The organism is Herbaspirillum sp. 1130 (assembly GCF_017833835.1).
Lineage (GTDB): Bacteria > Pseudomonadota > Gammaproteobacteria > Burkholderiales > Burkholderiaceae_D > Herbaspirillum > Herbaspirillum huttiense.
Window position 1 is genome coordinate 84,954 of sequence record NZ_JAFICQ010000002.1, and the last position, 20,253, is coordinate 105,206.

The 20,253-nt window shown below is 63.9% G+C and carries 21 protein-coding genes; 8 read left to right on the forward strand and 13 right to left on the reverse strand.

Annotated elements, in window-relative coordinates:
- Positions 1 to 100 precede the first annotated feature (100 nt).
- Positions 101 to 1,123: a LacI family DNA-binding transcriptional regulator gene (locus tag JOD78_RS09175; protein ID WP_134135730.1), complete on the forward strand. Its 1,023-nt coding sequence runs from the start codon at positions 101 to 103 to the stop codon at positions 1,121 to 1,123.
- Positions 1,124 to 1,130: 7 nt separating this feature from the next.
- On the opposite strand, the gene JOD78_RS09180 is transcribed toward JOD78_RS09175, so the two are convergent.
- Positions 1,131 to 1,760: a TetR family transcriptional regulator gene (locus JOD78_RS09180; protein WP_134135728.1), complete on the reverse strand. Its 630-nt coding sequence runs from the start codon at positions 1,758 to 1,760 to the stop codon at positions 1,131 to 1,133.
- Positions 1,761 to 1,946: 186 nt separating this feature from the next.
- On the opposite strand from JOD78_RS09180, the gene JOD78_RS09185 reads away from it, so the two are divergent.
- Entirely contained in the window at positions 1,947 to 3,176 is a 1,230-nt protein-coding gene (locus JOD78_RS09185) for an arabinose transporter (protein ID WP_209568240.1), read from the forward strand.
- Positions 3,177 to 3,267: 91 nt separating this feature from the next.
- On the opposite strand, the gene JOD78_RS09190 is transcribed toward JOD78_RS09185, so the two are convergent.
- A complete protein-coding gene (locus JOD78_RS09190; RefSeq protein ID WP_209568287.1) occupies positions 3,268 to 4,356 on the reverse strand; it encodes a sensor domain-containing diguanylate cyclase in 1,089 nt (362 codons plus the stop codon).
- A 551-nt stretch (positions 4,357 to 4,907) separates the two neighbouring features.
- On the opposite strand from JOD78_RS09190, the gene JOD78_RS09195 reads away from it, so the two are divergent.
- Complete coding sequence (locus JOD78_RS09195) at positions 4,908 to 5,318, forward strand: hypothetical protein (protein WP_121042446.1); 411 nt, start codon at positions 4,908 to 4,910, stop codon at positions 5,316 to 5,318.
- Positions 5,319 to 5,469: 151 nt separating this feature from the next.
- Here the strand turns inward: JOD78_RS09195 and JOD78_RS09200 are convergent, their stop codons facing one another.
- The 3 genes from JOD78_RS09200 to JOD78_RS09210 form a co-directional block, all read right to left on the reverse strand.
- Positions 5,470 to 5,829, reverse strand: coding sequence for a 5-carboxymethyl-2-hydroxymuconate Delta-isomerase (locus JOD78_RS09200; RefSeq protein WP_034331145.1), 360 nt, complete (start codon positions 5,827 to 5,829; stop codon positions 5,470 to 5,472).
- A gap of 113 nt (positions 5,830 to 5,942) precedes the next feature.
- Positions 5,943 to 6,920: a threo-3-hydroxy-L-aspartate ammonia-lyase gene (locus JOD78_RS09205; RefSeq protein WP_121042449.1), complete on the reverse strand. Its 978-nt coding sequence runs from the start codon at positions 6,918 to 6,920 to the stop codon at positions 5,943 to 5,945.
- Positions 6,921 to 6,993: 73 nt separating this feature from the next.
- A complete protein-coding gene (locus JOD78_RS09210; RefSeq protein ID WP_121042451.1) occupies positions 6,994 to 7,656 on the reverse strand; it encodes a PAS domain-containing protein in 663 nt (220 codons plus the stop codon).
- Between the two features lie 154 nt (positions 7,657 to 7,810).
- Here JOD78_RS09210 and gcvA point away from each other — a divergent pair, with 154 nt between their 5' ends.
- The 3 genes from gcvA to JOD78_RS09225 all read left to right on the forward strand — a co-directional run bounded on the left by gcvA (position 7,811) and on the right by JOD78_RS09225 (position 10,466).
- Positions 7,811 to 8,713 carry a transcriptional regulator GcvA gene (gene gcvA / locus JOD78_RS09215; protein ID WP_134135724.1) on the forward strand — a complete coding sequence of 301 codons (903 nt, stop codon included), beginning with the start codon at positions 7,811 to 7,813 and terminating at the stop codon, positions 8,711 to 8,713.
- A 100-nt stretch (positions 8,714 to 8,813) separates the two neighbouring features.
- Positions 8,814 to 9,650 (forward strand): DMT family transporter, encoded by an 837-nt coding sequence (locus JOD78_RS09220; RefSeq protein WP_209568239.1) that lies wholly within the window; start codon positions 8,814 to 8,816, stop codon positions 9,648 to 9,650.
- Positions 9,651 to 9,704: 54 nt separating this feature from the next.
- Positions 9,705 to 10,466 (forward strand): glucose 1-dehydrogenase, encoded by a 762-nt coding sequence (locus JOD78_RS09225; protein WP_121042457.1) that lies wholly within the window; start codon positions 9,705 to 9,707, stop codon positions 10,464 to 10,466.
- A 12-nt stretch (positions 10,467 to 10,478) separates the two neighbouring features.
- On the opposite strand, the gene JOD78_RS09230 is transcribed toward JOD78_RS09225, so the two are convergent.
- The 8 genes from JOD78_RS09230 to JOD78_RS09265 form a co-directional block, all read right to left on the reverse strand.
- Positions 10,479 to 11,555 (reverse strand): saccharopine dehydrogenase NADP-binding domain-containing protein, encoded by a 1,077-nt coding sequence (locus tag JOD78_RS09230; RefSeq protein ID WP_209568238.1) that lies wholly within the window; start codon positions 11,553 to 11,555, stop codon positions 10,479 to 10,481.
- A gap of 165 nt (positions 11,556 to 11,720) precedes the next feature.
- Positions 11,721 to 12,185 carry an Lrp/AsnC family transcriptional regulator gene (locus JOD78_RS09235; protein WP_209568237.1) on the reverse strand — a complete coding sequence of 155 codons (465 nt, stop codon included), beginning with the start codon at positions 12,183 to 12,185 and terminating at the stop codon, positions 11,721 to 11,723.
- Between the two features lie 114 nt (positions 12,186 to 12,299).
- Positions 12,300 to 13,550: a phospholipase D-like domain-containing protein gene (locus JOD78_RS09240; RefSeq protein ID WP_209568235.1), complete on the reverse strand. Its 1,251-nt coding sequence runs from the start codon at positions 13,548 to 13,550 to the stop codon at positions 12,300 to 12,302.
- Positions 13,551 to 13,581: 31 nt separating this feature from the next.
- Positions 13,582 to 14,226 carry a MotA/TolQ/ExbB proton channel family protein gene (locus JOD78_RS09245; protein ID WP_039787660.1) on the reverse strand — a complete coding sequence of 215 codons (645 nt, stop codon included), beginning with the start codon at positions 14,224 to 14,226 and terminating at the stop codon, positions 13,582 to 13,584.
- A gap of 66 nt (positions 14,227 to 14,292) precedes the next feature.
- Positions 14,293 to 16,737, reverse strand: coding sequence for a TonB-dependent receptor (locus tag JOD78_RS09250; RefSeq protein ID WP_134135720.1), 2,445 nt, complete (start codon positions 16,735 to 16,737; stop codon positions 14,293 to 14,295).
- Between the two features lie 83 nt (positions 16,738 to 16,820).
- The gene (locus tag JOD78_RS09255; RefSeq protein ID WP_134221115.1) at positions 16,821 to 17,540 is read right to left on the reverse strand and encodes a TonB family protein; all 720 of its coding nucleotides are present in this window, start codon (positions 17,538 to 17,540) and stop codon (positions 16,821 to 16,823) included.
- Positions 17,540 to 17,947 (reverse strand): biopolymer transporter ExbD, encoded by a 408-nt coding sequence (locus JOD78_RS09260; protein WP_034330477.1) that lies wholly within the window; start codon positions 17,945 to 17,947, stop codon positions 17,540 to 17,542. Before JOD78_RS09260 ends, JOD78_RS09255 begins: the two co-directional genes overlap by 1 nt.
- A 204-nt stretch (positions 17,948 to 18,151) precedes the next feature.
- Complete coding sequence (locus JOD78_RS09265) at positions 18,152 to 18,751, reverse strand: hypothetical protein (protein WP_227022656.1); 600 nt, start codon at positions 18,749 to 18,751, stop codon at positions 18,152 to 18,154.
- Positions 18,752 to 19,015: 264 nt separating this feature from the next.
- On the opposite strand from JOD78_RS09265, the gene JOD78_RS09270 reads away from it, so the two are divergent.
- Both JOD78_RS09270 and JOD78_RS09275 read left to right on the forward strand, forming a co-directional pair.
- Positions 19,016 to 19,372, forward strand: coding sequence for a helix-turn-helix domain-containing protein (locus JOD78_RS09270; protein ID WP_034330473.1), 357 nt, complete (start codon positions 19,016 to 19,018; stop codon positions 19,370 to 19,372).
- A 109-nt stretch (positions 19,373 to 19,481) separates the two neighbouring features.
- Positions 19,482 to 20,246 (forward strand): CDP-diacylglycerol diphosphatase, encoded by a 765-nt coding sequence (locus JOD78_RS09275; RefSeq protein ID WP_134135719.1) that lies wholly within the window; start codon positions 19,482 to 19,484, stop codon positions 20,244 to 20,246.
- The last annotated feature ends 7 nt before the right edge of the window (positions 20,247 to 20,253 follow it).

A 20,253-nucleotide genomic window follows, 5' to 3' on the forward strand; every position in this document is an offset into this window, starting at 1 on the left:
GCGCGGCGCGTCTTCAATTTGCGCTGCGCGACCCGCTTGTGCGCGTTGACAAGCCCGTCATAAGCGGTTTGAATGCGAGGGCTTCCAACTCCATGCACCCATGACCACCTTATCCGAAGTTGCCCGTCTGGCCGGTGTCACCTCGGCCACTGTGTCCAACGTCTTGCGCCAGCGCGGCAAGGTCGGCGAGCAGACGCGCCAGCGCGTGCTGGAAGCGGTCGCCCAGCTCGGCTATCGTCCGCATCTGACCGCGCGTGCGCTGGCCGAGGGGCGCGCGCCCACGCTGGCGCTGGTGGTCTCCAGCATCGCCAACCCGTTCTATCCGGAATTCGCCCTGGCGGCCGAGCGTGCGGCGCGCGAGCGCGGCCGCTTCCTGATCGTCTGCAATACCAACGACGATCCCGACACCGGCCGCGCCTACCTCGACCAGATCGCAGGAACGCTCTCCGACGGCGTGCTCATCATGAATGCCAACCTGCCCATGGACGAGCTCAAGAAGACCGAGCGGCGTGGCGCCCCGGTGGTGCTGTGCATGTGGGAGAAACCGGACGCCCCGCCCGAGCTGCCCTGCATCGCGGTGGATTTCTATGCGGCCGGCGCGACCGCTGCGCAGCACCTGCTGGGGATCGGCCATCGTCACATCGGTGCGCTGGTCGGCAGCAAGAAGAGCGGCATTCATGCGGAACGCTATCGCGGCTTCGTCGAGGCCTGTGCCGCTGCCGGCGTCAGGCACACCTTGCAGCGTACGCGCTACATCGCTGATACGGTCGAGGCGGGGTATCAGGCCACCATCGCGCTGTTGCGCGAGGAGCCGCAGCTTACCGCCATCTTCGCCAGCAATGATCTGCCGGCACTGGGTGCGATGAACGCCATCGCCGATCTGGGGATGAATGTGCCGCGCGACATCTCGGTGATCGGCATCACCGACATCCAGTGGGCGCGGGTCTCGCGTCCGGCGCTGACCACCGTGGCGGTGCCGACGGAAGAAGCGGCGCGCATGTCCATCGACCTGCTGCTGGCCTTGATCGAGGGCCGCAGTCCCTCGCCCGTGATGCGCGTGACGGCGACACCGCAGCTGGTGCAGCGCGCTTCCACGGCGGCACCGCGCAAGCGCAAGGCATGAGCGCAATTCAGCGCTGCAGGCTCTCCAGGTAAGCACCGAACATGTCGGCCATGGCCTCGCCATAGGCGCGTATTTCCTTCTCAGGCAGCGTGCCGCGCGAAAGATGTTCGCCCGCCGTGGTGAGCGTGGTCATCATCAATTGCCCCGCGCGTTTGCGTCGTGGCGCGGAAACCCCCGGCAAGGCTTCGCGCATGAACTGCGCGATGATGCCGTCCCAGTCGTGGCGCATTTCTTCAGCCTCGCGCGCATCGCGGTAGAGCGGCGCGGCATCGGCCAGCGCCATCCGTACCTGGGCTTCTTCGAATTCGCTGCGCAAAAAGGCATGCACCAGTTCGCGCAGGCGGCGTGCCGGTGGCTTGTCCGTCTCCTGCAGCAACTGGCGCACCATCGCCGTGGTCTGCTGCCATTCGTCGGCCTGCAGGCGAAACAGGATGGCCGCCTTGTTGGGGAAATACTGGTACACCGATCCCACACTCACGCCCGCGCGCTCGGCCACGCGCGCCGTTGTGAAACGCGGCGCACCTTCGCGCAGCAAAACCTGAACAGCAGCTTCCAGGATGGCTGCCACCAGCTCGGTGGAGCGCGCCTGTTGCGGTGTCTTGCGGAGGGTAATCTCGGGGCGGCGGGGCTTGTTCATGGGGAGGGCGGGGAAGAAGCGAAGACGTAAATGGAATGCGACTAGGAAACCTGACGAATCCGTCACATACTGCTATCGACGGAATATGACGGCTTCGTCGCATTCTACTGCGCAGCGTTCCTGCCATCAACGGGACTTCCGCAACATTCCTGAGTCCACCCTTCACAATTTTCTTCGAGGTTTCCCATGAACGGAAAACAGGCAGACCCGCCTCTCTCCATCCCGCCGGCCACCGCCGCCGGCACCGGCACATCCGTCCTGCAGGCGCTTGCACCGCTGACGCTGGCCGTCTTCATCGCCTTTCTCACCATCGGCCTGCAGTTGCCGGTGCTGCCCTTGCACCTGAAGGAGGCACTGGGCATGAACGCCACCGTAGTGGGTGTGGTGGTCGGTGCACAATTTGCAGCGGCGCTGCTCTCGCGTGCCTGGGCCGGCAACGTGGCGGATCTGCGTGGCCCCAAGCGCGCCGTCGTCGGCGGCTTCGTGGCCGCGGCGCTGTCAGGGTTGATCTATCTGGCCTCTCTGCTCTGGCTGGACCAGCCGGCCATCTCGGTGGCGGTACTGCTGGCGGGACGCGTCCTGCTGGCGCTGGGCGAGAGCTTGGTCATCACCGGCACCATGGGCTGGGGCATCGCGCTGGTCGGGCCGCAGCATGGCGGCAAGGTGATGGCCTGGCTCGGCATCGCCATCTATGCAGCCATGGCCGGCGGTGCACCGTTGGGTGTGGCCGTCAGCAAGGCCTGGGGATTTGCGGGGATTGCCGGTGTGAGCGTGCTCTTGCCGATAGTGGCGCTGCTGGCGGTCAGCCCCTTGCGTGGCGTAGCGCCCGGTGCCAGCCGCCGCACGCCCTTTTACCAGGTGCTGGGTGCCGTGTGGCAGCCTGGCCTGGGGCTGGCATTTTCCAGCGTCGGCTTCGGCGTCATCACGGCATTCATCGCGTTGTTGTTTGCGGCACGGTCGTGGGGGGATTCCTCGTTGGCCTTCACCAGCTTTGGTGTGGCGTTCATCTTGGCGCGCCTGTTCTTTGCCCATCTGCCGGATCAGGTCGGTGGCGCAAAAGTGGCGCTCGTGTGTGTGGTCATCGAGGTGTGCGGGCAGTTGCTGATCTGGCAGGCCGATAGCGCCTGGATGGCCTATGCAGGTGCGGCACTGACCGGTTTTGGCTATTCGCTGGTGTTCCCCGGATTCGGCGTGGAAGCGATGCGCCGCGCACCACCGCAGACGCGCGGCTTGGCCATGGGGGCGTATGTGGCCTTCCTGGATCTGTCGCTGGGCATCACCAGCCCGCTGGCCGGTGCGCTGGCCAGCCATGCGGGGGTACAGAGCGTGTATCTCGCGGGGGCCGTGGTGGTAGGCTTGTCGATGCTGGTGGCGCTCTCTCTGCTTTCCAAACCGCCTGCTGGTCAAGGGCGATAAGAGCTCGCTACGGACCATAAAAAAATCGCCGCTGTTTTCACAGCGGCGATTTTCGTTCCTGCACCAGCGTCAGCAGCGGCAAGGAGCGAGCTCATGCATTGCGCGGATTACGCCCATGCTTGCGCTGATACATGGCCTGGTCCGCCGCATGCAGCAATGCGCTGAAGTCGCACATCTTCGAAGGCGTCACGGTCGCCGCGCCCAGGCTGATCTCGATGTCGGTGTGCGGCCACTTCACGCGGGCCACGGACTGCTTGATGCGTTCCGAGACTTGCATGGCACCGGTCTCATCGGTATCCGGCAGGATCAGCGAAAACTCGTCGCCACCGTAACGTGCCAGGAAGTCGCTGGCCCGCAGCGGCGAGCGCAGTACGCGTGCCAATTGCACCAGCAGCGCATCACCGGCCGGGTGGCCATAGGTGTCGTTGTATTGCTTGAAGTAATCCACGTCCACCATCAGCATGGTCAGCGGACGGGCATTGCGCAGATGGCGTGTCCATTCTTCGCGCAGGCGCGAATCGAAACTGCGGCGGTTGCCGATGCCGGTCAGGGCATCGGTCATGGTCTGCTGTTCCAGCTTCTGCATGGCGCGATGGCTGTCGATCTGCGCTTCCAGCTGGCGTGCCAGTTTCTGGAAGGCGTCACGTTGTGCCGGGGTCAGGGTGCGCGGTACGCGGTCCATCACGCACAGCGTGCCCAGGATGTCGCCATTGCCCGACACCAGCGGCACACCCGCATAAAAACGCACAGCCGGATTGCCGCGTGCCAGCGCACTGGTGGCAAAGCGCAGATCGCTGGACAGGTCATTCACTTCCGTAATCTGGCCAGGCGTACGTGCCGCCATTTCGCACAGCGAGAAGTCGACCGCATTGCGCATCACCCCGGTCTGGCCGGGGAAGCGCCACCACTGGTTGCGGGCATCGCCACGGCCATTGTTGACCGACAGGTAAGGATGCTGCAGGCCGATGTCGGCATGCAGCTGGCTGAACATGCCCATGGGCGTGCCGCAGACGCTGGAGGCCAGCGAGATGAAGTCGGACAGGGCCGGTTCCAGCCAGGCATCGGCGTCACTGTCGGTGTGCGCAAGCTCGATGCGCTGGGAGGCGTTGTCCGTCATGGCGCGATGCGCAGCTTGGGTCCGCTTGAAAATGGAGCGTTCGGGAGTGTACTGAGCGTGCAAATCTCGAATGTTCATGGCGCGATACTCGTGAGGGTTGTGTTGCGTTATGTTCGGTCGCCGTCAGCGCAGTGGATTGCAGTGGGGAGGACGGCGTGGCATAGCGGTGTGCAAGTGGAAATATTTTTCTTTTTCTTCGCCACACACCATGTTGCCCTGCGACATCAAGGTAGCAGATCGAGTTCGGAAGTAAACCGATTTGGAACATCCTCTTACAATTTATACGCGTTCGTAGCGCAAACGATGCTATTCCGATCACATACAAACAGCTTGGCTGATCATGCTGACAATTGACGATTTATTAGTCTCTTACCGGCGATATGCGACATTAGTTTTTTCGCGCTGAAATGAACATCGGACAGCACCACTTTCGCGTGTCAGCGGATTCTTATATTGCTCTGCAATATGTCGGGGGAAAGGCGACGAACGGGCGTCGCCATGCGGCGACATAACGCTGTCGCCACAGGGAGACGATTAATGCTTGCCAAGCGCGATGGTCGTAAATAAACTCTGCCGTTCCTTGTTTGATCCGATCAACGTTTTTGAAAGCAGAGATGTCGACCCAGCCCAAAGCAGGCGCAGTCCTGTTCGCCAAAGATGTAGCCCGCCTCGCCGCGTTTTATGCGCAGGTGCTGGCGGTGGTTCCCAAGCAGGCCCAGGCCGAGAAAGTAGTGATTGAAGCCGAGGATTTCCTGCTGGTGATTCATGCGATTCCGCAAGCCAGTGCAGCCACGGTGGAGATCACTTCGCCACCGGTGCTGCGCGAGAACGTGCCGGTGAAGCTGTTCCTTCCCGTGCGTTCGCTCACCCACGCCCGACTCTCCACGCAGCAGCTCGGCGGTGGCATGAAAGCGGCCGAGGCCGAATGGAGCGGTCCGGATTTTCGTGCCTGCGATGGCTTCGATCCGGAAGGCAACGTGGTGCAGTTCCGCGAATTCCTGCGCGAACCCGCACTGGCATCCTGAAGCTCGGATGCACTGACCACGCACGGTCGCGCGGCATCACAAGAACAATATCGCGCACCTGTCGTGCACCAGCAAAAAAAGCCGCCCGGTCTGCACCGTGCGGCTTTTCGTTTTGAGGGCCGCGCCGTGATGGCGCTGGCGGGCCCGCAGCTTATTGCAGGGCGAGCTTGAAGTAGCTCTCGCGCTGCATGTCCACCACTTCCACCGTGAGCTGTACCTGCAGATCCTTGGGCCAGTTCTGGTCCTTCTGGAGTGCCGCGCCCAGCAGGTCGGATACCTGCTTCTTGTCTTCCAGCGTGCGGCCGGTCAGGATGGCCAGGCGCACCGCCACGAAGGCACGTTTGGCCTCCGGTGCGGTACCGACCAGGTAGTTGTCCAGACGCACGGCACGCGCCTTGATGGCGTTTTCTTCAAAGTGTCCGCTGGCCACCAGCGCCTGGTTCAGCTTGAGCAGCGTCGGTTGCACATCGAGGGCGAGATTGCCGGTGTATTCCAGTACGAGATGGGGCATGGTGTTTCCAGTCCTTGTGGGTGAGTGGAGGGATCAGCATTGAATGATGAGGGCTCAACACTGTAGGCCAAAACGAAGTCGCGTGCGATTGGGCTCACTGATGCGCCCGATAATCAGGACAAATATCCCGACAGCTTGCCCAGGTCGATGTTGCCGCCGCTGATGATGACGCCCACGCGTTTGCCCTGCAGCTGCTCCTTCAGCTTGCGGGCGGCAGCAAAGCCCAGGCAGCCGGTCGGCTCGACCACCATCTTCATGCGCTCGGCAAAGAAGCGCAGGCCGGACACCAGCTCGGCATCGCTGACGGTGTGGATGTCGTCCACCAGCTGGCGAATCACGTCGAAGGTGTACTTGCCCAGATGCTGCGTCTGGGCGCCATCGGCGATGGTCTTGGGGGTATCGATATGCACGATCTGGCCCGCGCGCAGCGACTGCTGTCCGTCGTTGCCAGCTTCCGGTTCGACGCCATAGATCTTGCAATCGGGAGACAGTGCCCGTGCCGCCAACGCCGCACCGGACAGCAGGCCGCCGCCCCCCAGGCAGACGAAGAGCGCATCCAGCGGACCGGTTTCCTGCAGCAGTTCCAGCGTGGCCGTGCCTTGCCCGGCCATCACGTGCGGATGATCGTAGGGTGGGATCAGCGTCATCTTGCGCTCGGCGGCCAGGCGCGCACCGATGGCCTCGCGGTCTTCGGTATAGCGGTCATACATCACCACTTCGGCACCATAGCCGCGCGTGGCGGCGACCTTCGCTGCCGGCGCATCCTCGGGCATCACGATGACGGCGGGAATGCCCAGCAATTGCGCGGCCAGCGCGGTCCCCTGCGCATGGTTGCCGGAGGAGAAGGTGATGACGCCATGCTTGCGCTGTTCGCTGTCGAACTGCGAGAGCGCATTCATGGCACCGCGGAACTTGAAGGCCCCCATGCGCTGGAAGTTCTCGCACTTGAAGAACAGCTGTGCGCCCACTTCCGCATCGGCCGTGCGCGAACGCAGGACGGGCGTTCTGTGCGCCCACGGCTTGATGCGTTCGGCGGCCAGCAGGACATCGGCGAAGCTGGGGGATTCGGTAGCGCTGGAGACGGGGATCATGAGGTTTCCTTCAAGTGGGATGGAAAGAGACAGTGACGATGCACAGGGCGGAGAGCGCGCGTGACGGCCGCGCTTACTCCTTCTCGTCGTTGTAGACGGTGGCGCGCGAGACACCCAGATGCGCGGCCACGATCTCGGCCGCGCGCCGGATATCCAAGCAGCCGGACTGGCGCAGTTCACGCATGAGCTGGCGGCGGTCTTCGGCCTTGAGGCTGCGCGGCGTGGTCGACAGTCGCGCGGCAAAGGCATCGATGCGGCTGCGCAGGCCTTCGGCCCCGGCCGGCTCCAGCGTCTCGGCCACGCGCACGCCCTGGTCGATGCCACCGAACTGGCGCAGCATGCCCTGCAGCGCACCGAACAGGGTCAGGTCGATGTTCATGCACAGCGCGGCCACGTATTTGCCATCGGCATCCTTGATGCCGATCGAGGTGCTCTTGGCTTGTCGTCCGTCCGGCAAGGTGTTGGCGTAATTGGTGAGGACTTGCGGATAGCTCTCGTCGGCGATGCGCGCCAGACCCAGTTCGGTGGTGGCGTCGCCGACCTCGCGGCCGGACAGGTTGTTGTGCAGGGCGACGATGGAGTGATCCGCATCGCGCAGGTCGTGCAGCACCACTTCGCAGAACGGCGCAAAGGTCTCGCCCAGACCTTGCGCTACCTGCTGCAACTGGGAAAGCAGCAGGGCGTGGTCGGGACGGTCGGGTTTCTTTTTGCGGGTGCGGGAGCTCATGCAATACATATTATCTAAAATTAGACGTTGTGTATAGATTGGATTTTACGCTGCATTCTCGTCCGCTTGCGAGGGCCGTTGCGGACTGCAAGACGGCGGCTGTTGCTATCATGAGCTCTCATTCATGACCGGTTTTTCCAGCCGTCCACCCCTGAGCGCACCCATGAGAGACCTTCCCCCCACGGCCACGTTGCGGGCCTTCGAAGTTGCGACCCGGCATGCCAGCTTCACCTCCGCCTCGGAAGAGCTGCATGTCACCCAGAGTGCGGTCAGCCACCAGCTGCGCCACCTCGAAGCGCTGTGGGGCATGGCGCTGTTCCAGCGCGGCAAGTCCAACACGCTGACGCCGGCCGGGGCCGCGCTGGCGCCGGTGGTGCGCGAGTTCTTCGCCCGGCTGGAGGCCACGCTGTCCGAGCTGCGCGCGCAGGAAGGGCGGCAGCCGCTGAAGGTCAGCACCACCTACTCCTTTGCGCTGAAATGGCTGCTGCCCCGGCTGCCGGCGCTGGCGCAAGCCCATCCCGAGCTGTTGGTGACGCTGGAGACCACCGATACGGCCATCCACTTCACGCCGGCCGAACCGGATGTGGCGATCCGCTTCGGTCCCGGCCACTACCCCAGCCTGTTTTCCGAATTCCTGTTCCGCGAGCAGATCTTCCCGGTGGCCAGCCCGGCCCTGCTGGCGCGCCTGGGCATGCCCCGCAAGCCGGCTGACCTGCGCCGCTATCCCCTGCTCACGCGGGCCGGGGCCGACATGGTGCCAAAATGGGACCTGTGGTTCCAGCAAGCCGGGGTGAGCGTCTCGGCCCTGCGCGAAAGCGTGCGCCTGGCCGATACCAACATGACCATCGAAGCAGCGCTGCTGGGCCAGGGCGTGGCCCTGGCCCGCAGCGGCCACGTCGAACAGGAACTGGCCAATGGCAGCCTGGTGCGGCTGTTCGAACTGGCCTTGCCCTCTCCGCTGGCGTATTACTTCGTCTGTCCCAAGGGCGTGGAAACGCAGCCGCACGTGGCCAGTTTCCGGGCCTGGCTGCAGGCGCAGTCACAGGCGGCCGGTGCACGCTACTGACATGCAAGGTCACCGCCTCGGCGCCAGGTATGAGGATTTGCTCATGGCGGGATGAGGAGACTTCGCTTCTGTCCGGCGGCGCTCCTGCTTACCATGGCGCATGCCTTTGCCCGTCGTCCTGCTTATCCTCCTTGCCGCCTTCCTGCACGCCAGCTGGAATGCGCTGCTGCGCAACGGCGCGGACCGTCTCTGGTCGATGGCCGTGATGTGCCTGGCCGTGGCGTTGGCCAGTCTGGCCGTTACGCCGTGGCTGCCGTTGCCCTTGCCGGCCAGTTGGCCGTACGGACTGCTCTCGGCCCTGCTGCACGTGGGCTACAACCTGTTCCTCGTCCGCAGTTACCGTAGTGGTGAGCTGGGCCAGACCTATCCGATCGCGCGTGGATCCTCGCCCCTGCTGGTGACGCTGGGTGCGGCCCTGCTGGCCGGTGAGATGCCGGGGCCGGCGGCGCTGCTGGGAACAGGTCTGGTATCGGGCGGCATCATCGCGTTGGCATTCAGGGGCAGCAGGATGGCGTTGCCCGGACTGCGCTATGCCCTGGGGACCGGCTGCTTCATTGCGGCCTACAGCGTGGTGGATGGCTTGGGCGTGCGGCTCTCCGGCAGCCCCATGGCCTATACCGCATGGATGTGCGCCGGCTGGGGCTTGCTGATGCCCGCCGTCTTCGTGGTGTGGCGCGGTCCCCGCGCATTGTGGCAGCCGCCCGCCTCGGCGGCGACCTGCGCCACCGCCTTCGCTGGCGGACTGGTCTCGCTGCTGGCCTATGGCATCGTCATCCAGGCCATGGCGCTGGCACCGATGGGGGCGGTCTCGGCACTGCGCGAAACCAGCGTGCTGTTCGCCGCCGTCATCGGCCGTCTGTTTCTGGGCGAGACGCTGACTTGGCCACGTGTGCTGGCCTGTGCTGCCATCGCAGCGGGGACGGTACTGATCGGTTGATCCGGTGGCCGTTCCTGCTCCCCTCCCGTTTTGCTCACTCCATGGAGATCTGTCATGACTCACGCATCAACCAAGCCAGTCATCCTCATCACCGGCGGCAGCCGCGGCATGGGCGCCGCCACCGCGCGGCTGGCCGCTGAACGTGGCTACGACGTGGCCTTCAGCTACCTGCGCGATGCGGCCGCGGCCGATTCGGTGGCGGCCGATATCGCGCAGCGCGGCGCACGGGTGCTGGCGCTGCAGGCCGACAGTGCCGACCCGGAGCAGGTGGCGCAGCTCTTCGCTGCCATCGATGCGCGCTTCGGCCGTATCGACGTGCTGGTCAACAATGCGGCCATGCTGGAGCGCCAGTCACGCATGGAAGACCTGGGTTTCGCGCGCATGCAGCGTATCTTCGCGGTCAATGCCATCGGGCCCATGCTGTGCGCGCAGCAGGCGGTCCGGCGCATGGCTTATCGCCATCAGGGCAAGGGTGGCGCGGTGATCAACGTGTCGTCAGCCTCTGCCCGCCTGGGCAGTCCCAACGAGTATGTCGACTACGCCGCCTCAAAGGGCGCACTGGAAACCTTCACCACGGGCCTGGCCAAGGAAGTGGCGCGTGAAGGCATCCGCGTCAACTGCGTGCGGCCCGGTCACATCTATACCGAGATGCATGCCAGCGGCGGCGAACCGGACCGGGTCAACCGGGTCCGCGAATCCATCCCCATGGGAAGGGGCGGACAGCCCGAGGAAGTGGCGCGCGCCATTCTCTGGCTGGCCAGCGAGGAGGCTTCCTTTAGCACGGGGACCTTTCTCGACGTCACCGGAGGCAAGTGAAGCCCGCCTCAATCAGGCATACACCGCGCCAAAGCGATTGCCGAGCAGCTCCGGCAAGCTGATCTGTTCCTGCCGGATGAAGCCGCGGGCGGGCAGGCGGCCTGCACGGAACAGGTCCAGCGCCGCGCAGACGCCGGCGGCCGTGCTGGTCTGGATGGCGCTCTCGCGCCGGCCCGCACGCTCTTGCGCGACAATCTTGCGGGTAAAGACTTCCTGCATCAACTTGCCCGCGCGCAGCCCGCTCACGGTGACGAATACCAGCACCACATCCTGCAGCGTGGCCGGCACGCTCTTGCGCAGGATGTCCTTGAGCAAGGCCGGATCATGCCGCAGCCCGAGATCGCCCAGCAGGAATTTCATGCGCTGCTGGTGGCCGGGGTAGCGCACCGACTTGTAGTCGAGATGACGTACCTTGCCGGCCAGCGTCTCGCACAGGCTGCCCAGCCCGCCCGAGGTATTGAAGGCCTCGTACTCCACGCCCTCCAGCGAAAAGTGTTCCAGATCGGCCAGGGGATCGACCATCACACGCTCGCCGTCGCGCAAGGCTTCGCAGGGATGGCAGTACTCGTTGATGAGGCCGTCCACGCTCCAGGTCAGGTTGTATTTCAGTTCGTTGGTCGGATACTGCGGCAGCGCACCGACCCGCATCTTGATCTCGTGCACCTCATCAAAGCCGGCGGCCAGATGGTGTGCGGCTATCCCGATGAAGCCCGGGGCCAGTCCGCATTGCGGCATGAAGGCGCAGGGCGCGCCCTCGGCCAGCGCAGCGATGGCGCGGGTTGCCTGCACATCCTCGGTCAGGTCAAAGTAGTGGGTGCCGGTCTGGCGTGCCACCGTGGCCACGCTGATGGCCATGTGATAGGGCAGGGCATTGATGACCACGTCGGCGCGCTGCAGCAGTGCCGCCAGGGCCTGCGGGTCGGAGGAGTCGACCACGGCCTTCTCGGCATGCACGTCCGCGATGGCCTGCAAGGCCGCGGCATCGTGGTCGGCGATGGTGACGTTGTAGTCGCGGCCCTCGCCGCATTCAGCCAGCAGGCGGGCGATGGTCTGGCCGATATGGCCGCAGCCGAGGAGGACGGTACGCATGATGGGCTCCTGAATCAACGTGAATACGATGATTCATTCTAGGAAGCCGCCGTGACGGAAACCATTGCCAGATCGTCAGAAAGCAGCGCAGCTTTCGTCACTTTGCAGTGCGCTTTCGTCATTATGTAGCGTTGCCAGTGCAATCCGGCGAAATCCGGGTGCTTTTCAACGCGTCCTGGCGGCATCTCCCCGGTCGATCTTGCGGGCCAGCACCACCGAGGTGGTGGTCTTGAGCACGCCTTCCATTTCGCCGATCTGGTCCAGGATCTTGTCGAGTTGCTCGGGCGTATTGACGCGCAGCCAGGCCACGTAATCGTATTCGCCGCTGACCGCGCAGAGCTGGTGGACTTCCGGAATGCGGCCGAAGCGGCGGATGACCTCGCGCCCGGCGCGCGGCTGCACGGTCACGCCCACGTAGGCCTGCAGGCTGGCGTCAACCACGTCGCGCCCGAGCTTGAGGGTGTAGCCGCCGATGATGCCGGTCTGTTCCAGCCGCTCGATGCGGGCTACCACGGTGGTGCGCGCCACACCGAGGCGGCGGGCGATCTCGGCCACCGGTTCGCGGGCGTTCAGCTGCAGGATGGAAAGCAGTTGACGGTCGATGTCGTCGAGTTGGTCCAGCCTGGTCATCCCGGTTCTCCTGGTCGATGCTACACAATGACGAAACAACGCTACATTTCGTCAGTGTAGACCAGCAGGCAGGGAATGGCGGAAGCGGTCTTCAAACAGCGCTTCCTGGTCGAATCATTCCGAGGCGGGCTTGCCCTTGGCCGGTTTGGGATAAACCTTCAGTACATCGATGGGCTGGGCATAAGCCGAACTCCAGGTCTGCTCATGCAGGGCCGCCACGCGTTGTGCCATGGCCGCGTCATGCAGCACCACTTCCAGATTGCGCGAGTTGTCCAGATAACCGCCGGCCCAGTTGCTGGTACCGACCCAGGCCACCTTGCCATCGATGCTCATGGCCTTGGTGTGGATCACCCGGGCGAAGGGGATGAAACCGCTGGTGGCCTGCGGCAGGGTCACGATGCGGATCTCCACGTTGGGCAGCACCGCCAGGCTTTGCAGGTAGCGGATGGCGGGGGCCTCGGTGTTCCAGTTGGAGACCATCAGCTTGATCTTCACGCCGCGCGTGGCCGCTGCGCGCAGGGCATCATCGATCACGGCGTAATAGGGCCGGGTGTGGTTGGGACCATAGGAGAGCGGCGCATAGTCCAGCAACTGCACCCGAACCTCCTGTTGCGCTTCTCCGATCAGGCGTACCAGTTCGCTTTGCGAATCGCCCACGCCGGGCGGGTTGTAGGCATTCGGGCTGGCCACGAGGTAATTGCCGCGCGCCACATCGGCCGGGACCACGCTGCGGTTGGTCATGACCGGGGTGTGTCCGGCGGCGATGGCCGCCTGCGCCGCCCAGTCGATTTCGAAGATGGCCTGCACCTGCGCTGCCACGGCCGGGTCGGTGATCTTCAATCCGGTTTCATGGATGTGCGAGAACGAGCGCCAGTCGAAGTTCTGGCTGCCCACATAGGCGCTGCGGCCATCGACCACGAAATACTTGGCGTGGATGATGCCGTTGCCGGTCATGCGGGAATAATCGATCTGGCGGAATTCCAGATTCGGGATGCGCTTGAGCTTCTCGATGGTGGCCGGGACCGAGGCGAACTCGCCCTTCTTTTCCATCAGGAAGCGGATCTTCACGCCGCGCCGTCCGGCCGCCTCCAGGTGCGCCATGATGTCATCGAGCGCCTCGCCATCCTGCCCGGCCACGTAGAACTGGCCGAACACGATCTCGCGCTGCGCGCTGTCGAACATTTCCTTCCACACCACCGCCGCATCGCGCAGATCCGGCGTGGCCAGCGTGGTTTCGCGCGGCACGGTGTGGACCAGTTCGAAGCCGGGAATGGCGAATTCGGCCCGGACCGGTGTGGCCAGCGAAAGAACCAGCCCGAAGGCGGCAGCGAGACGAAGCAGAAGACGGCGTGGCGCGAGGGTCATGATGTCGGCAAGGGAGAAGTCAGTGTGGCGCTCAGGCGATGTGCAGCTTGCCCTGCGGCTGCGGGCTGTGTTGCGGCTGCGGGTTCAGGCGGCCGACGCAGGCGCGCAGCATCAGGACCTTCAGGTGATCGTTGATGCGCTCGATGCGTTCCTGGAACAGGTTGAAGAAGAACATGCCGACCACCGCAATGCCGATGCCCAGAGCCGTCGCATACAGCGCCGTACCGATGCCCTGCGACACCTGGCCCGGGTCCGACACGCCCTGCACCGCCAGTGCCTTGAAGGTGTCGATGATGCCGAGGATGGTACCGAGCAGGCCCAGCAGGGGCGCAGCGGTCACGATGGTATCGAGGATCCACAGGCGCTGCTGCACTTCGCCGCGCTTGGCAATGTAGACCGACTCGCTGAAATCTTCCAGGTCCTTTTCGGTATGCAGGTGATGCTTTTCGGCCAGGATGTCCGACACCAGGGCCAGCGGCAGGCTGGGACGGGTGGTCAGTTCGGCCGGCAGTTCCTGCAGATGCTGGACCGCGTGCGTCATGGCGCGCTCCAGGCCCGTGGCCTGGCGCATGGTGTAGCCGAAGAACAGGCCGCGTTCGACGATGACGAAAATGGCCAGCGCCGCGCAGGCGTACATCAGGTAGAAGGCCAGTTCGTGGAGTAATTGCATGTTCATGCTTGCCTCTCTTGCAGTGATGGGCGGCCCGTGTTGCAGGTGCGGGCCGCCCGGTTCAGGCCGCGATCAGAAATCCGCGGTCAGGGTGACGGTGAAGGTGCGCGGGGCACCGATGTAGAGCGATGGATCGGTGCCAGGGATGCCGTTGACCGCCACTGCGTTGGTGGTGAACTGGCTGCCGCTGCCGCCGTTGAGGTTGAGGTACTGCTTGTCGAACAGGTTGTAGACGTTCAGGCGCACCGTCGGCTTCTTCAGCCAGGTGGTGGACGCGAAGGTCATGCCGGCACCGGCGTTGAACAGGGTGTAGCCACCCAGTGCATCGTCGTTGACCAGGGTGGTGTAGCGGCGGCCGGTGTACTTGGCCTGGCCGAACACGTACCAGCCATCCTGTTGGTATTGCAGCGACAGGCCCGACAGCCAGTTCGGCGTATCCGGGAATTCCTTGCCCGAGGTCGGCAGGAACTGGGTCGAACTGTTGCGCAGGTCCTGCTTCATCTTGCTCTTGATGTAGGACAGCGAGCCATACATCGACAGGTTGCGGGTGAAGGCGTAACCGGTTTCCAGTTCCAGGCCGTGCGAGCTGGCATCGCCGACGTTGTAGTCGGTCTTGTTGTTGGTGTCCGGGTTGTAGGCGCTGGCGATGCGGTTGTGATAATCGATGTAGAACAGCGAACCGGAGGCCATCCACTTCTCGGTGTTGTAGCGGTAGCCGAGGTCGTAGTTCCAGGAGGTTTCCTTGTCCACCGGCACTTCGCGCTGGGTCGCCCCGACCAGCTGGCCGTTGACGATGGTGCCGCCCGAGAGCAGGCCGAAGTAGGAGAAGTTGCCCGGTGCCTTGAAGTTCTTGGCGGCGTTGAAGAACACCGACTGCTTCTCATCGAGCTGGAAGCGCACGCCCAGGCTGGGCAGGAAGTCTGCGTAGTTCTTCTTGACCTTGTAGTAGCCGGCGCTGGAATAGCTGTTGGTGCCGCTGGTGGAACCGGTGCTCGGGTAGTTGGTGAAGTCGCGGTCGATGGAGGAGTAGCGGCCGCCGACTTGCACGTTGAGCTTGTCGTTCATCATGCTGATGCTGTCCTGCAGGAAGATCGACTGCGCCGTGCTGACGGTCATGGTGTCGCGGTACTGCAAGATGGAGCCATCGGCATTGCGCAGCCACTGGTCCGAATTGTCCTGCCACAGGTCGGCGATGTTGCCGTTGTTGTCCACGCGGCTGAAGGGGCCGGTCTGCTGGTGACGGGCGCGCTCGACCCAGTAGCCGGCCAGGATGCGGTGGTTGTCCAGCTGCTGGTTGAACTTGAAGGTCACGCCCGGACGATAGGTGCGGGTGCGGCTGCCTTCGTAGGCGTAGACCGTATCGAGACGATCGCCGTCGCCGTTGACGTCGCGTGCGCCGCCACCGAGCTGGCTGGCGCCGGTCACGCCGCCTTCACGCACGGTCTGCAGCTGGTTGCCGCCGGTGCCGAAGCCGTACCAGAAGTAGGGATCGATATCCAGGCTGGAGGTCGGGCTCAGCTGGAAGTGCGCATTGATGGTGCCCAGCCAGTTCTCGAAGGGATTGAGGTTGTAGGCGTAGTACGCGTTGTTGGCGATGTTGGCCGCAACGTTGGGGGCATAGGTGGTGTCGTTCTGCGCGGTACCGGCCACTGCGGGCTGGTGCTGCGGAATGGTGCTGCCGAAGTCGGCATTGCGGCCCAGTTGGGCGATCTGGGTCTTGGTCAGCGAACGGTAGTTGTTGTTGAGCTGGCGGTTGTAGAGCAGGTTGGCGTTGATGAAGCTGCCCTGGCCCAGGTCGAAGTTGGTGCCGATGTCGACGTGATCCTTGATGGCGCCGCCCGGTCCCTTGAACTTGTCGGCAGTGGTCTTGGAGTACGAGATGAAGAACTTGAACTTGTTGTCCAGCAGCTTGCCCGAGTCGAAGCGCACATAGCGCTTCCACAGGCTGTTGGAGCCGAAGGCATTGGTCACGCGGATGCGCTGCTGGTCTTCCGGTGCGCAGAAGGTCATGCCGATGTTGCCGCCGGTGGCGCCCACGTGAGGCGCTTCGGTATCGGTCGAACCCTGGGTCACGAAGATGTTGCACAGGTTGTCGGGCTCGGTGTACTCCTGCGGATACACCGCGAAGTTGCCGGAGTCGTTGACCGGTGCGCCGTTGATGGTGAAGCCCAGCTGGTCGCTGTTGAAGCCGCGCACGCGGATGTTGCCGCCGAACAGGCCCGAGCCGTCGTTGTCGTAGGTGTTCACGCCGGGCAGCAGGTTGATCATCTGGTAGGGCGTGCCGGTGGGCGATTGCTTCTCGATGTAGTCACGGTTGACCGAGCTGCGCGCCTTGGGCGAATCTTCCGCCTGGATCAGGCCGGTGGCCGCCGCCGTGCCGGCGCTGGCGCTGCCGCCGCCCTGCACGGTCACGGTGCCGACGTCAGTGGTGGTGGACTGGGCGAAGCTGAAGGCCGGTGCGCCTGCCATGAAGAGCCCGGATATCAGCAAGGACAGCCGGGTGAGTTTGCATTGCATGTCGTGTTCCCCTGGGTTTGTTGAACTGCGTGTCGAAGTCGTTGCGCCCGGTGCGCGCCCCCTGCGTTCTGCAGCGGGCCGCGTCAGACGGGAATGAATTCCAGATCGGCGGTAAACCGGTGCGTGCTCTCGCCCTTGTAGCTGTCTTCCGGGAAGGGCGCGAAGGCGGCGCGATTGATGGTCTTGCGGGCGGCATCATCGAGCAGCATGGAGTTCGATGAGCTCTCGATGCCGCTGTCGACCACGCTGCCATCGCGCTTCAACACGAACCACACGCGCACCTTGCCTTGCGGTCGCAGGGTGCTGGCTTCGCGTCCGGTCGGATAGCGCTTGATGCTGTTCAGATGTGCGCGCAACTGGCCGACGTAGGTCTGCTCGATGTTGGCGGTGTTGGCCGGCGGCGGCGATGGCGGGGCCACCGGCGCGGACTGCACCGGAGGTGCGGCCGGAGCGCTGGGTTGCGGCGGCGTGGCCGGCAGGATCGGTGCGGTGGCCGAGGGCGGTGCCGGGTCCACCGGGGCCGGCGCTTGCTTGACCGGAGCCGGCTTGGCCACGGGCTTGGGCGCTTCCTGTTTCTTCGGCGGCTCGACCGGCTTGGGCTGCGGTTCCACTTGCGGCTTGGGTTGCGGCACCGGAGGCGGCGGTATTTCCGTCAGCGAGATTTGCACCGGCTGCGGATCTTCCTTGCGCTTGAGTTCGGTCACTTTCTGCACGCCGGCCAGGATCAGCACGGCCAGTACCACCAGCGAGGGCAGCGTGGCCAGCGGCTCGCGGAAACGGAAGAGGATGGGAACGTTCATCATCACTGCTTGCGGGTGGCAATCGAGATGGAATCGAAGCCGCCCTTCTTGAGCGTATCCATCACGTCGACCAGGCGCTGCACTTCCACGCCGCGGTCGCTGTTGATGATGAGATTGAGTTTCTCGCCATCCTTGCGCAGCTTGTCGAGGCGGGCGGTGAGGGCGTCCAGGGTAGTGTTCTCGCCATCGACCTGGATCACGTCTTCCTTGGCGATGGTGATGACGGCCTTGGTCTGCGGTTTCAGATCCTGGGCGGTGGACGAACTGGGCAGCTGGGTCTTCAGGCCCAGGGCCGGAATCACGTTCAGGCTGATCAGCACGAAGAAGACCAGCAGGAACATCATCACGTCGATCATCGGGATGATCTCGACGCGGGCCTTCCGTTTTTTGGGTTCGTCCCAACTGCGCATGCCACACTCCTCGAAGCTTCGTTATACGATTTGTAGCGCTATAGTTTTTATAGCGATGCGCAGCGTAGCGAGGAAATGTGTCGTGCGTATTACACCATGCTGGTTTGCGTTAACCCGAGTGAAGAAAATGTTGCCTGGGGTTATCCGCAAGTCCGCAGGTGTGCCAGCGGCTGACGCCTGCCGGCGACAGCGTGCGGCCTGCCATCAGCGCCGTGGCACGGGCATGCGGGGCAGCATGGACAGCAGCAGCTTGCACAGGTAGACCACGATCAGCGAGCCCGAGAGATCGCCGATGGACATGACGATCAGGCCGCTCCAGAAATCCGGATAGACCCCGCGCATGACGAACCAGATCAGCTGGAACAGCGGATTGGAGAGCGCATAGAGCAGGATGCAGGCCATCAGCCGGGTGGTGTTGAGGTTGCCCAGGTTGCGCCCCAGGTCCATGCCGGAGAGCGTAAGGCGGTAGGCCAGGTAGGGGGCGCCGGCCGAGATCAGGCAGTAGCCGGCGGCAGCGATGAGGTCATGCGGGAACAGTTGATAGGTCGCGGCCGTGGCCAGGGAGCCCACCAGCAGGCCCACGCAGCCGGCCTCGGCAAAGAGCAGGGTGCAGATCAGGCGCACGCCGGCGGGCAGGTAGATCCAGGCGATGCCTTCGGTGAACTGGGTGCGCCGGAACAGCCATTCGTTGATCGAATAGAACAGGAAATAGCACAGCGCCGTGCCGGCGATGGCGGCCAGGTGGGTGCGCAGGACGGAACGATGGTCGGGCGAGGCGTGCATGGCGAGGGGAGGCTGGGACATGCGGAACGGCGCGTATGTTACCCAATGCGGCGGGGCGCTGCACCTCAACAATTTTCAGCAGTGTGGCGCGCCAGCCTCGCAAATCGGGGTGCAAACGTTACCGCCGGACGCATTGCTGCCGGTCAAGGCGGTAAAGATTGCACTTTCCGGCAGGCCCGGCGTATGATTCGCTATCAATTCTGGAACGATGTCGCGCGCGTGTTACGCGCGCTCCGTACGTAACGCGTTCCTGACTTGCAAGACAACAACCAACACCATCGCCATATGGGTAAAAACAAGCGGCCGGCGGATATCTACCTGAGATTTCTGCAACTGGCCGAAGCACTCCGGGGATTGCCGTCACTGGCTACGCTGGATCCGCTCGAAGACCGGATCCTGGCTTTCATCGCCCGTGCCGGCCAAGACCAACAGCGGCTGTCGGTGCGCGACCTGATGGCGCAAAGCGAATTCGGTTCGCCCGCGATGCTGCATGCGCGCCTGAAATCCATGCGCGAGAAGGGCTGGATCGTGCTGGCCGATACCGAAGATCCGCGCCGCAAGCAGGTCGAACTGAGCCAGGCTGCCTGGCTGCATTTCGACAAGCTCTCCAAGTGCCTGGTGCAGGCCACGCGCGACAAATAATCTCCCCCGTCATACGGCTGTCATGCTGCGGACATACCGGACCGTTAATCTCACGGCCTCGCTGCGGCGCTGCCTGCCGCCTTGCAGCTCATTGTCCCGGATGGTTTCGATGCGACTGCTTTCCCTTTTTTCTTCCCGCGCCGCTTTCCTGTGTTCGCTGTTGCTGGCCGCCTGCGTCTTGTCGGCCAGTCCGGCCCAGGCCGCCGATCCTCACAAGCTGTGGGAAATCACCGGCCAGCAATGCGTGCCCAACATGCAGTCGGCCGGCCAGCCGCAGCCATGCGTGATGGTCGATCTGGCGCGCGGCTTCGTGGTGCTCAAGGATCTGGTCGGTCCCGCGCAATACCTGCTCATGCCGACCCGTCGCCTGACCGGCATCGAAAGTCCGGAGTTGCTGGCACCGGATGCGCCCAACTACTGGGCTTATGCATGGGAGCAGCGCGGGCGTGTGGCGCAGGCCCTGGGCCGTCCGCTCTCCGATGAACAGCTGGGCATTGAAATCAATTCGGCGGCCGGCCGTTCGCAATTGCACCTGCATCTGCACATCGATTGCATGCGCCGCGATGTGGCGGCCAGCCTCGACGATCACCGGGGTGACCCTTTGCAGCAATGGCTGCCGTGGTATTTCGAAGGCCATCGCTACTGGGTCATGCGCCTGCCCGCCGATACGCTGGCACTGCACGACCCCTTCAAGCTGGCCGCTGCCCGCAGCGCCTATGCGGCCGACAACATGGCCTCGCAGTCACTGCTGCTGACCGGGGCGCGTTTTGCCGATGGCAGCACCGGCTTCTTCCTGGTCAACATGCCGGTCAACTTCGACCGCGAGGAACAGGGCAGTGCCGAAGTGCTGATGGATCACGACTGCCGCTGGTAAGCCAGCA

Bases quoted from the DNA above. Each gene is read 5' to 3' on its own strand.
- JOD78_RS09175 (WP_134135730.1), top strand. From the start codon at position 101: ATGACCACCTTATCCGAAGTTGCCCGTCTGGCCGGTGTCACCTCGGCC.
- JOD78_RS09180 (WP_134135728.1), bottom strand. From the start codon at position 1,760: ATGAACAAGCCCCGCCGCCCCGAGATTACCCTCCGCAAGACACCGCAA.
- JOD78_RS09185 (WP_209568240.1), top strand. From the start codon at position 1,947: ATGAACGGAAAACAGGCAGACCCGCCTCTCTCCATCCCGCCGGCCACC.
- JOD78_RS09195 (WP_121042446.1), top strand. From the start codon at position 4,908: ATGTCGACCCAGCCCAAAGCAGGCGCAGTCCTGTTCGCCAAAGATGTA.
- JOD78_RS09200 (WP_034331145.1), bottom strand. From the start codon at position 5,829: ATGCCCCATCTCGTACTGGAATACACCGGCAATCTCGCCCTCGATGTG.
- JOD78_RS09205 (WP_121042449.1), bottom strand. From the start codon at position 6,920: ATGATCCCCGTCTCCAGCGCTACCGAATCCCCCAGCTTCGCCGATGTC.
- JOD78_RS09210 (WP_121042451.1), bottom strand. From the start codon at position 7,656: ATGTATTGCATGAGCTCCCGCACCCGCAAAAAGAAACCCGACCGTCCC.
- gcvA (WP_134135724.1), top strand. From the start codon at position 7,811: ATGAGAGACCTTCCCCCCACGGCCACGTTGCGGGCCTTCGAAGTTGCG.
- JOD78_RS09220 (WP_209568239.1), top strand. From the start codon at position 8,814: ATGCCTTTGCCCGTCGTCCTGCTTATCCTCCTTGCCGCCTTCCTGCAC.
- JOD78_RS09225 (WP_121042457.1), top strand. From the start codon at position 9,705: ATGACTCACGCATCAACCAAGCCAGTCATCCTCATCACCGGCGGCAGC.
- JOD78_RS09230 (WP_209568238.1), bottom strand. From the start codon at position 11,555: ATGCGTACCGTCCTCCTCGGCTGCGGCCATATCGGCCAGACCATCGCC.
- JOD78_RS09235 (WP_209568237.1), bottom strand. From the start codon at position 12,185: ATGACCAGGCTGGACCAACTCGACGACATCGACCGTCAACTGCTTTCC.
- JOD78_RS09240 (WP_209568235.1), bottom strand. From the start codon at position 13,550: ATGACCCTCGCGCCACGCCGTCTTCTGCTTCGTCTCGCTGCCGCCTTC.
- JOD78_RS09245 (WP_039787660.1), bottom strand. From the start codon at position 14,226: ATGAACATGCAATTACTCCACGAACTGGCCTTCTACCTGATGTACGCC.
- JOD78_RS09250 (WP_134135720.1), bottom strand. From the start codon at position 16,737: ATGCAATGCAAACTCACCCGGCTGTCCTTGCTGATATCCGGGCTCTTC.
- JOD78_RS09255 (WP_134221115.1), bottom strand. From the start codon at position 17,540: ATGATGAACGTTCCCATCCTCTTCCGTTTCCGCGAGCCGCTGGCCACG.
- JOD78_RS09260 (WP_034330477.1), bottom strand. From the start codon at position 17,947: ATGCGCAGTTGGGACGAACCCAAAAAACGGAAGGCCCGCGTCGAGATC.
- JOD78_RS09265 (WP_227022656.1), bottom strand. From the start codon at position 18,751: ATGTCCCAGCCTCCCCTCGCCATGCACGCCTCGCCCGACCATCGTTCC.
- JOD78_RS09270 (WP_034330473.1), top strand. From the start codon at position 19,016: ATGGGTAAAAACAAGCGGCCGGCGGATATCTACCTGAGATTTCTGCAA.
- JOD78_RS09275 (WP_134135719.1), top strand. From the start codon at position 19,482: ATGCGACTGCTTTCCCTTTTTTCTTCCCGCGCCGCTTTCCTGTGTTCG.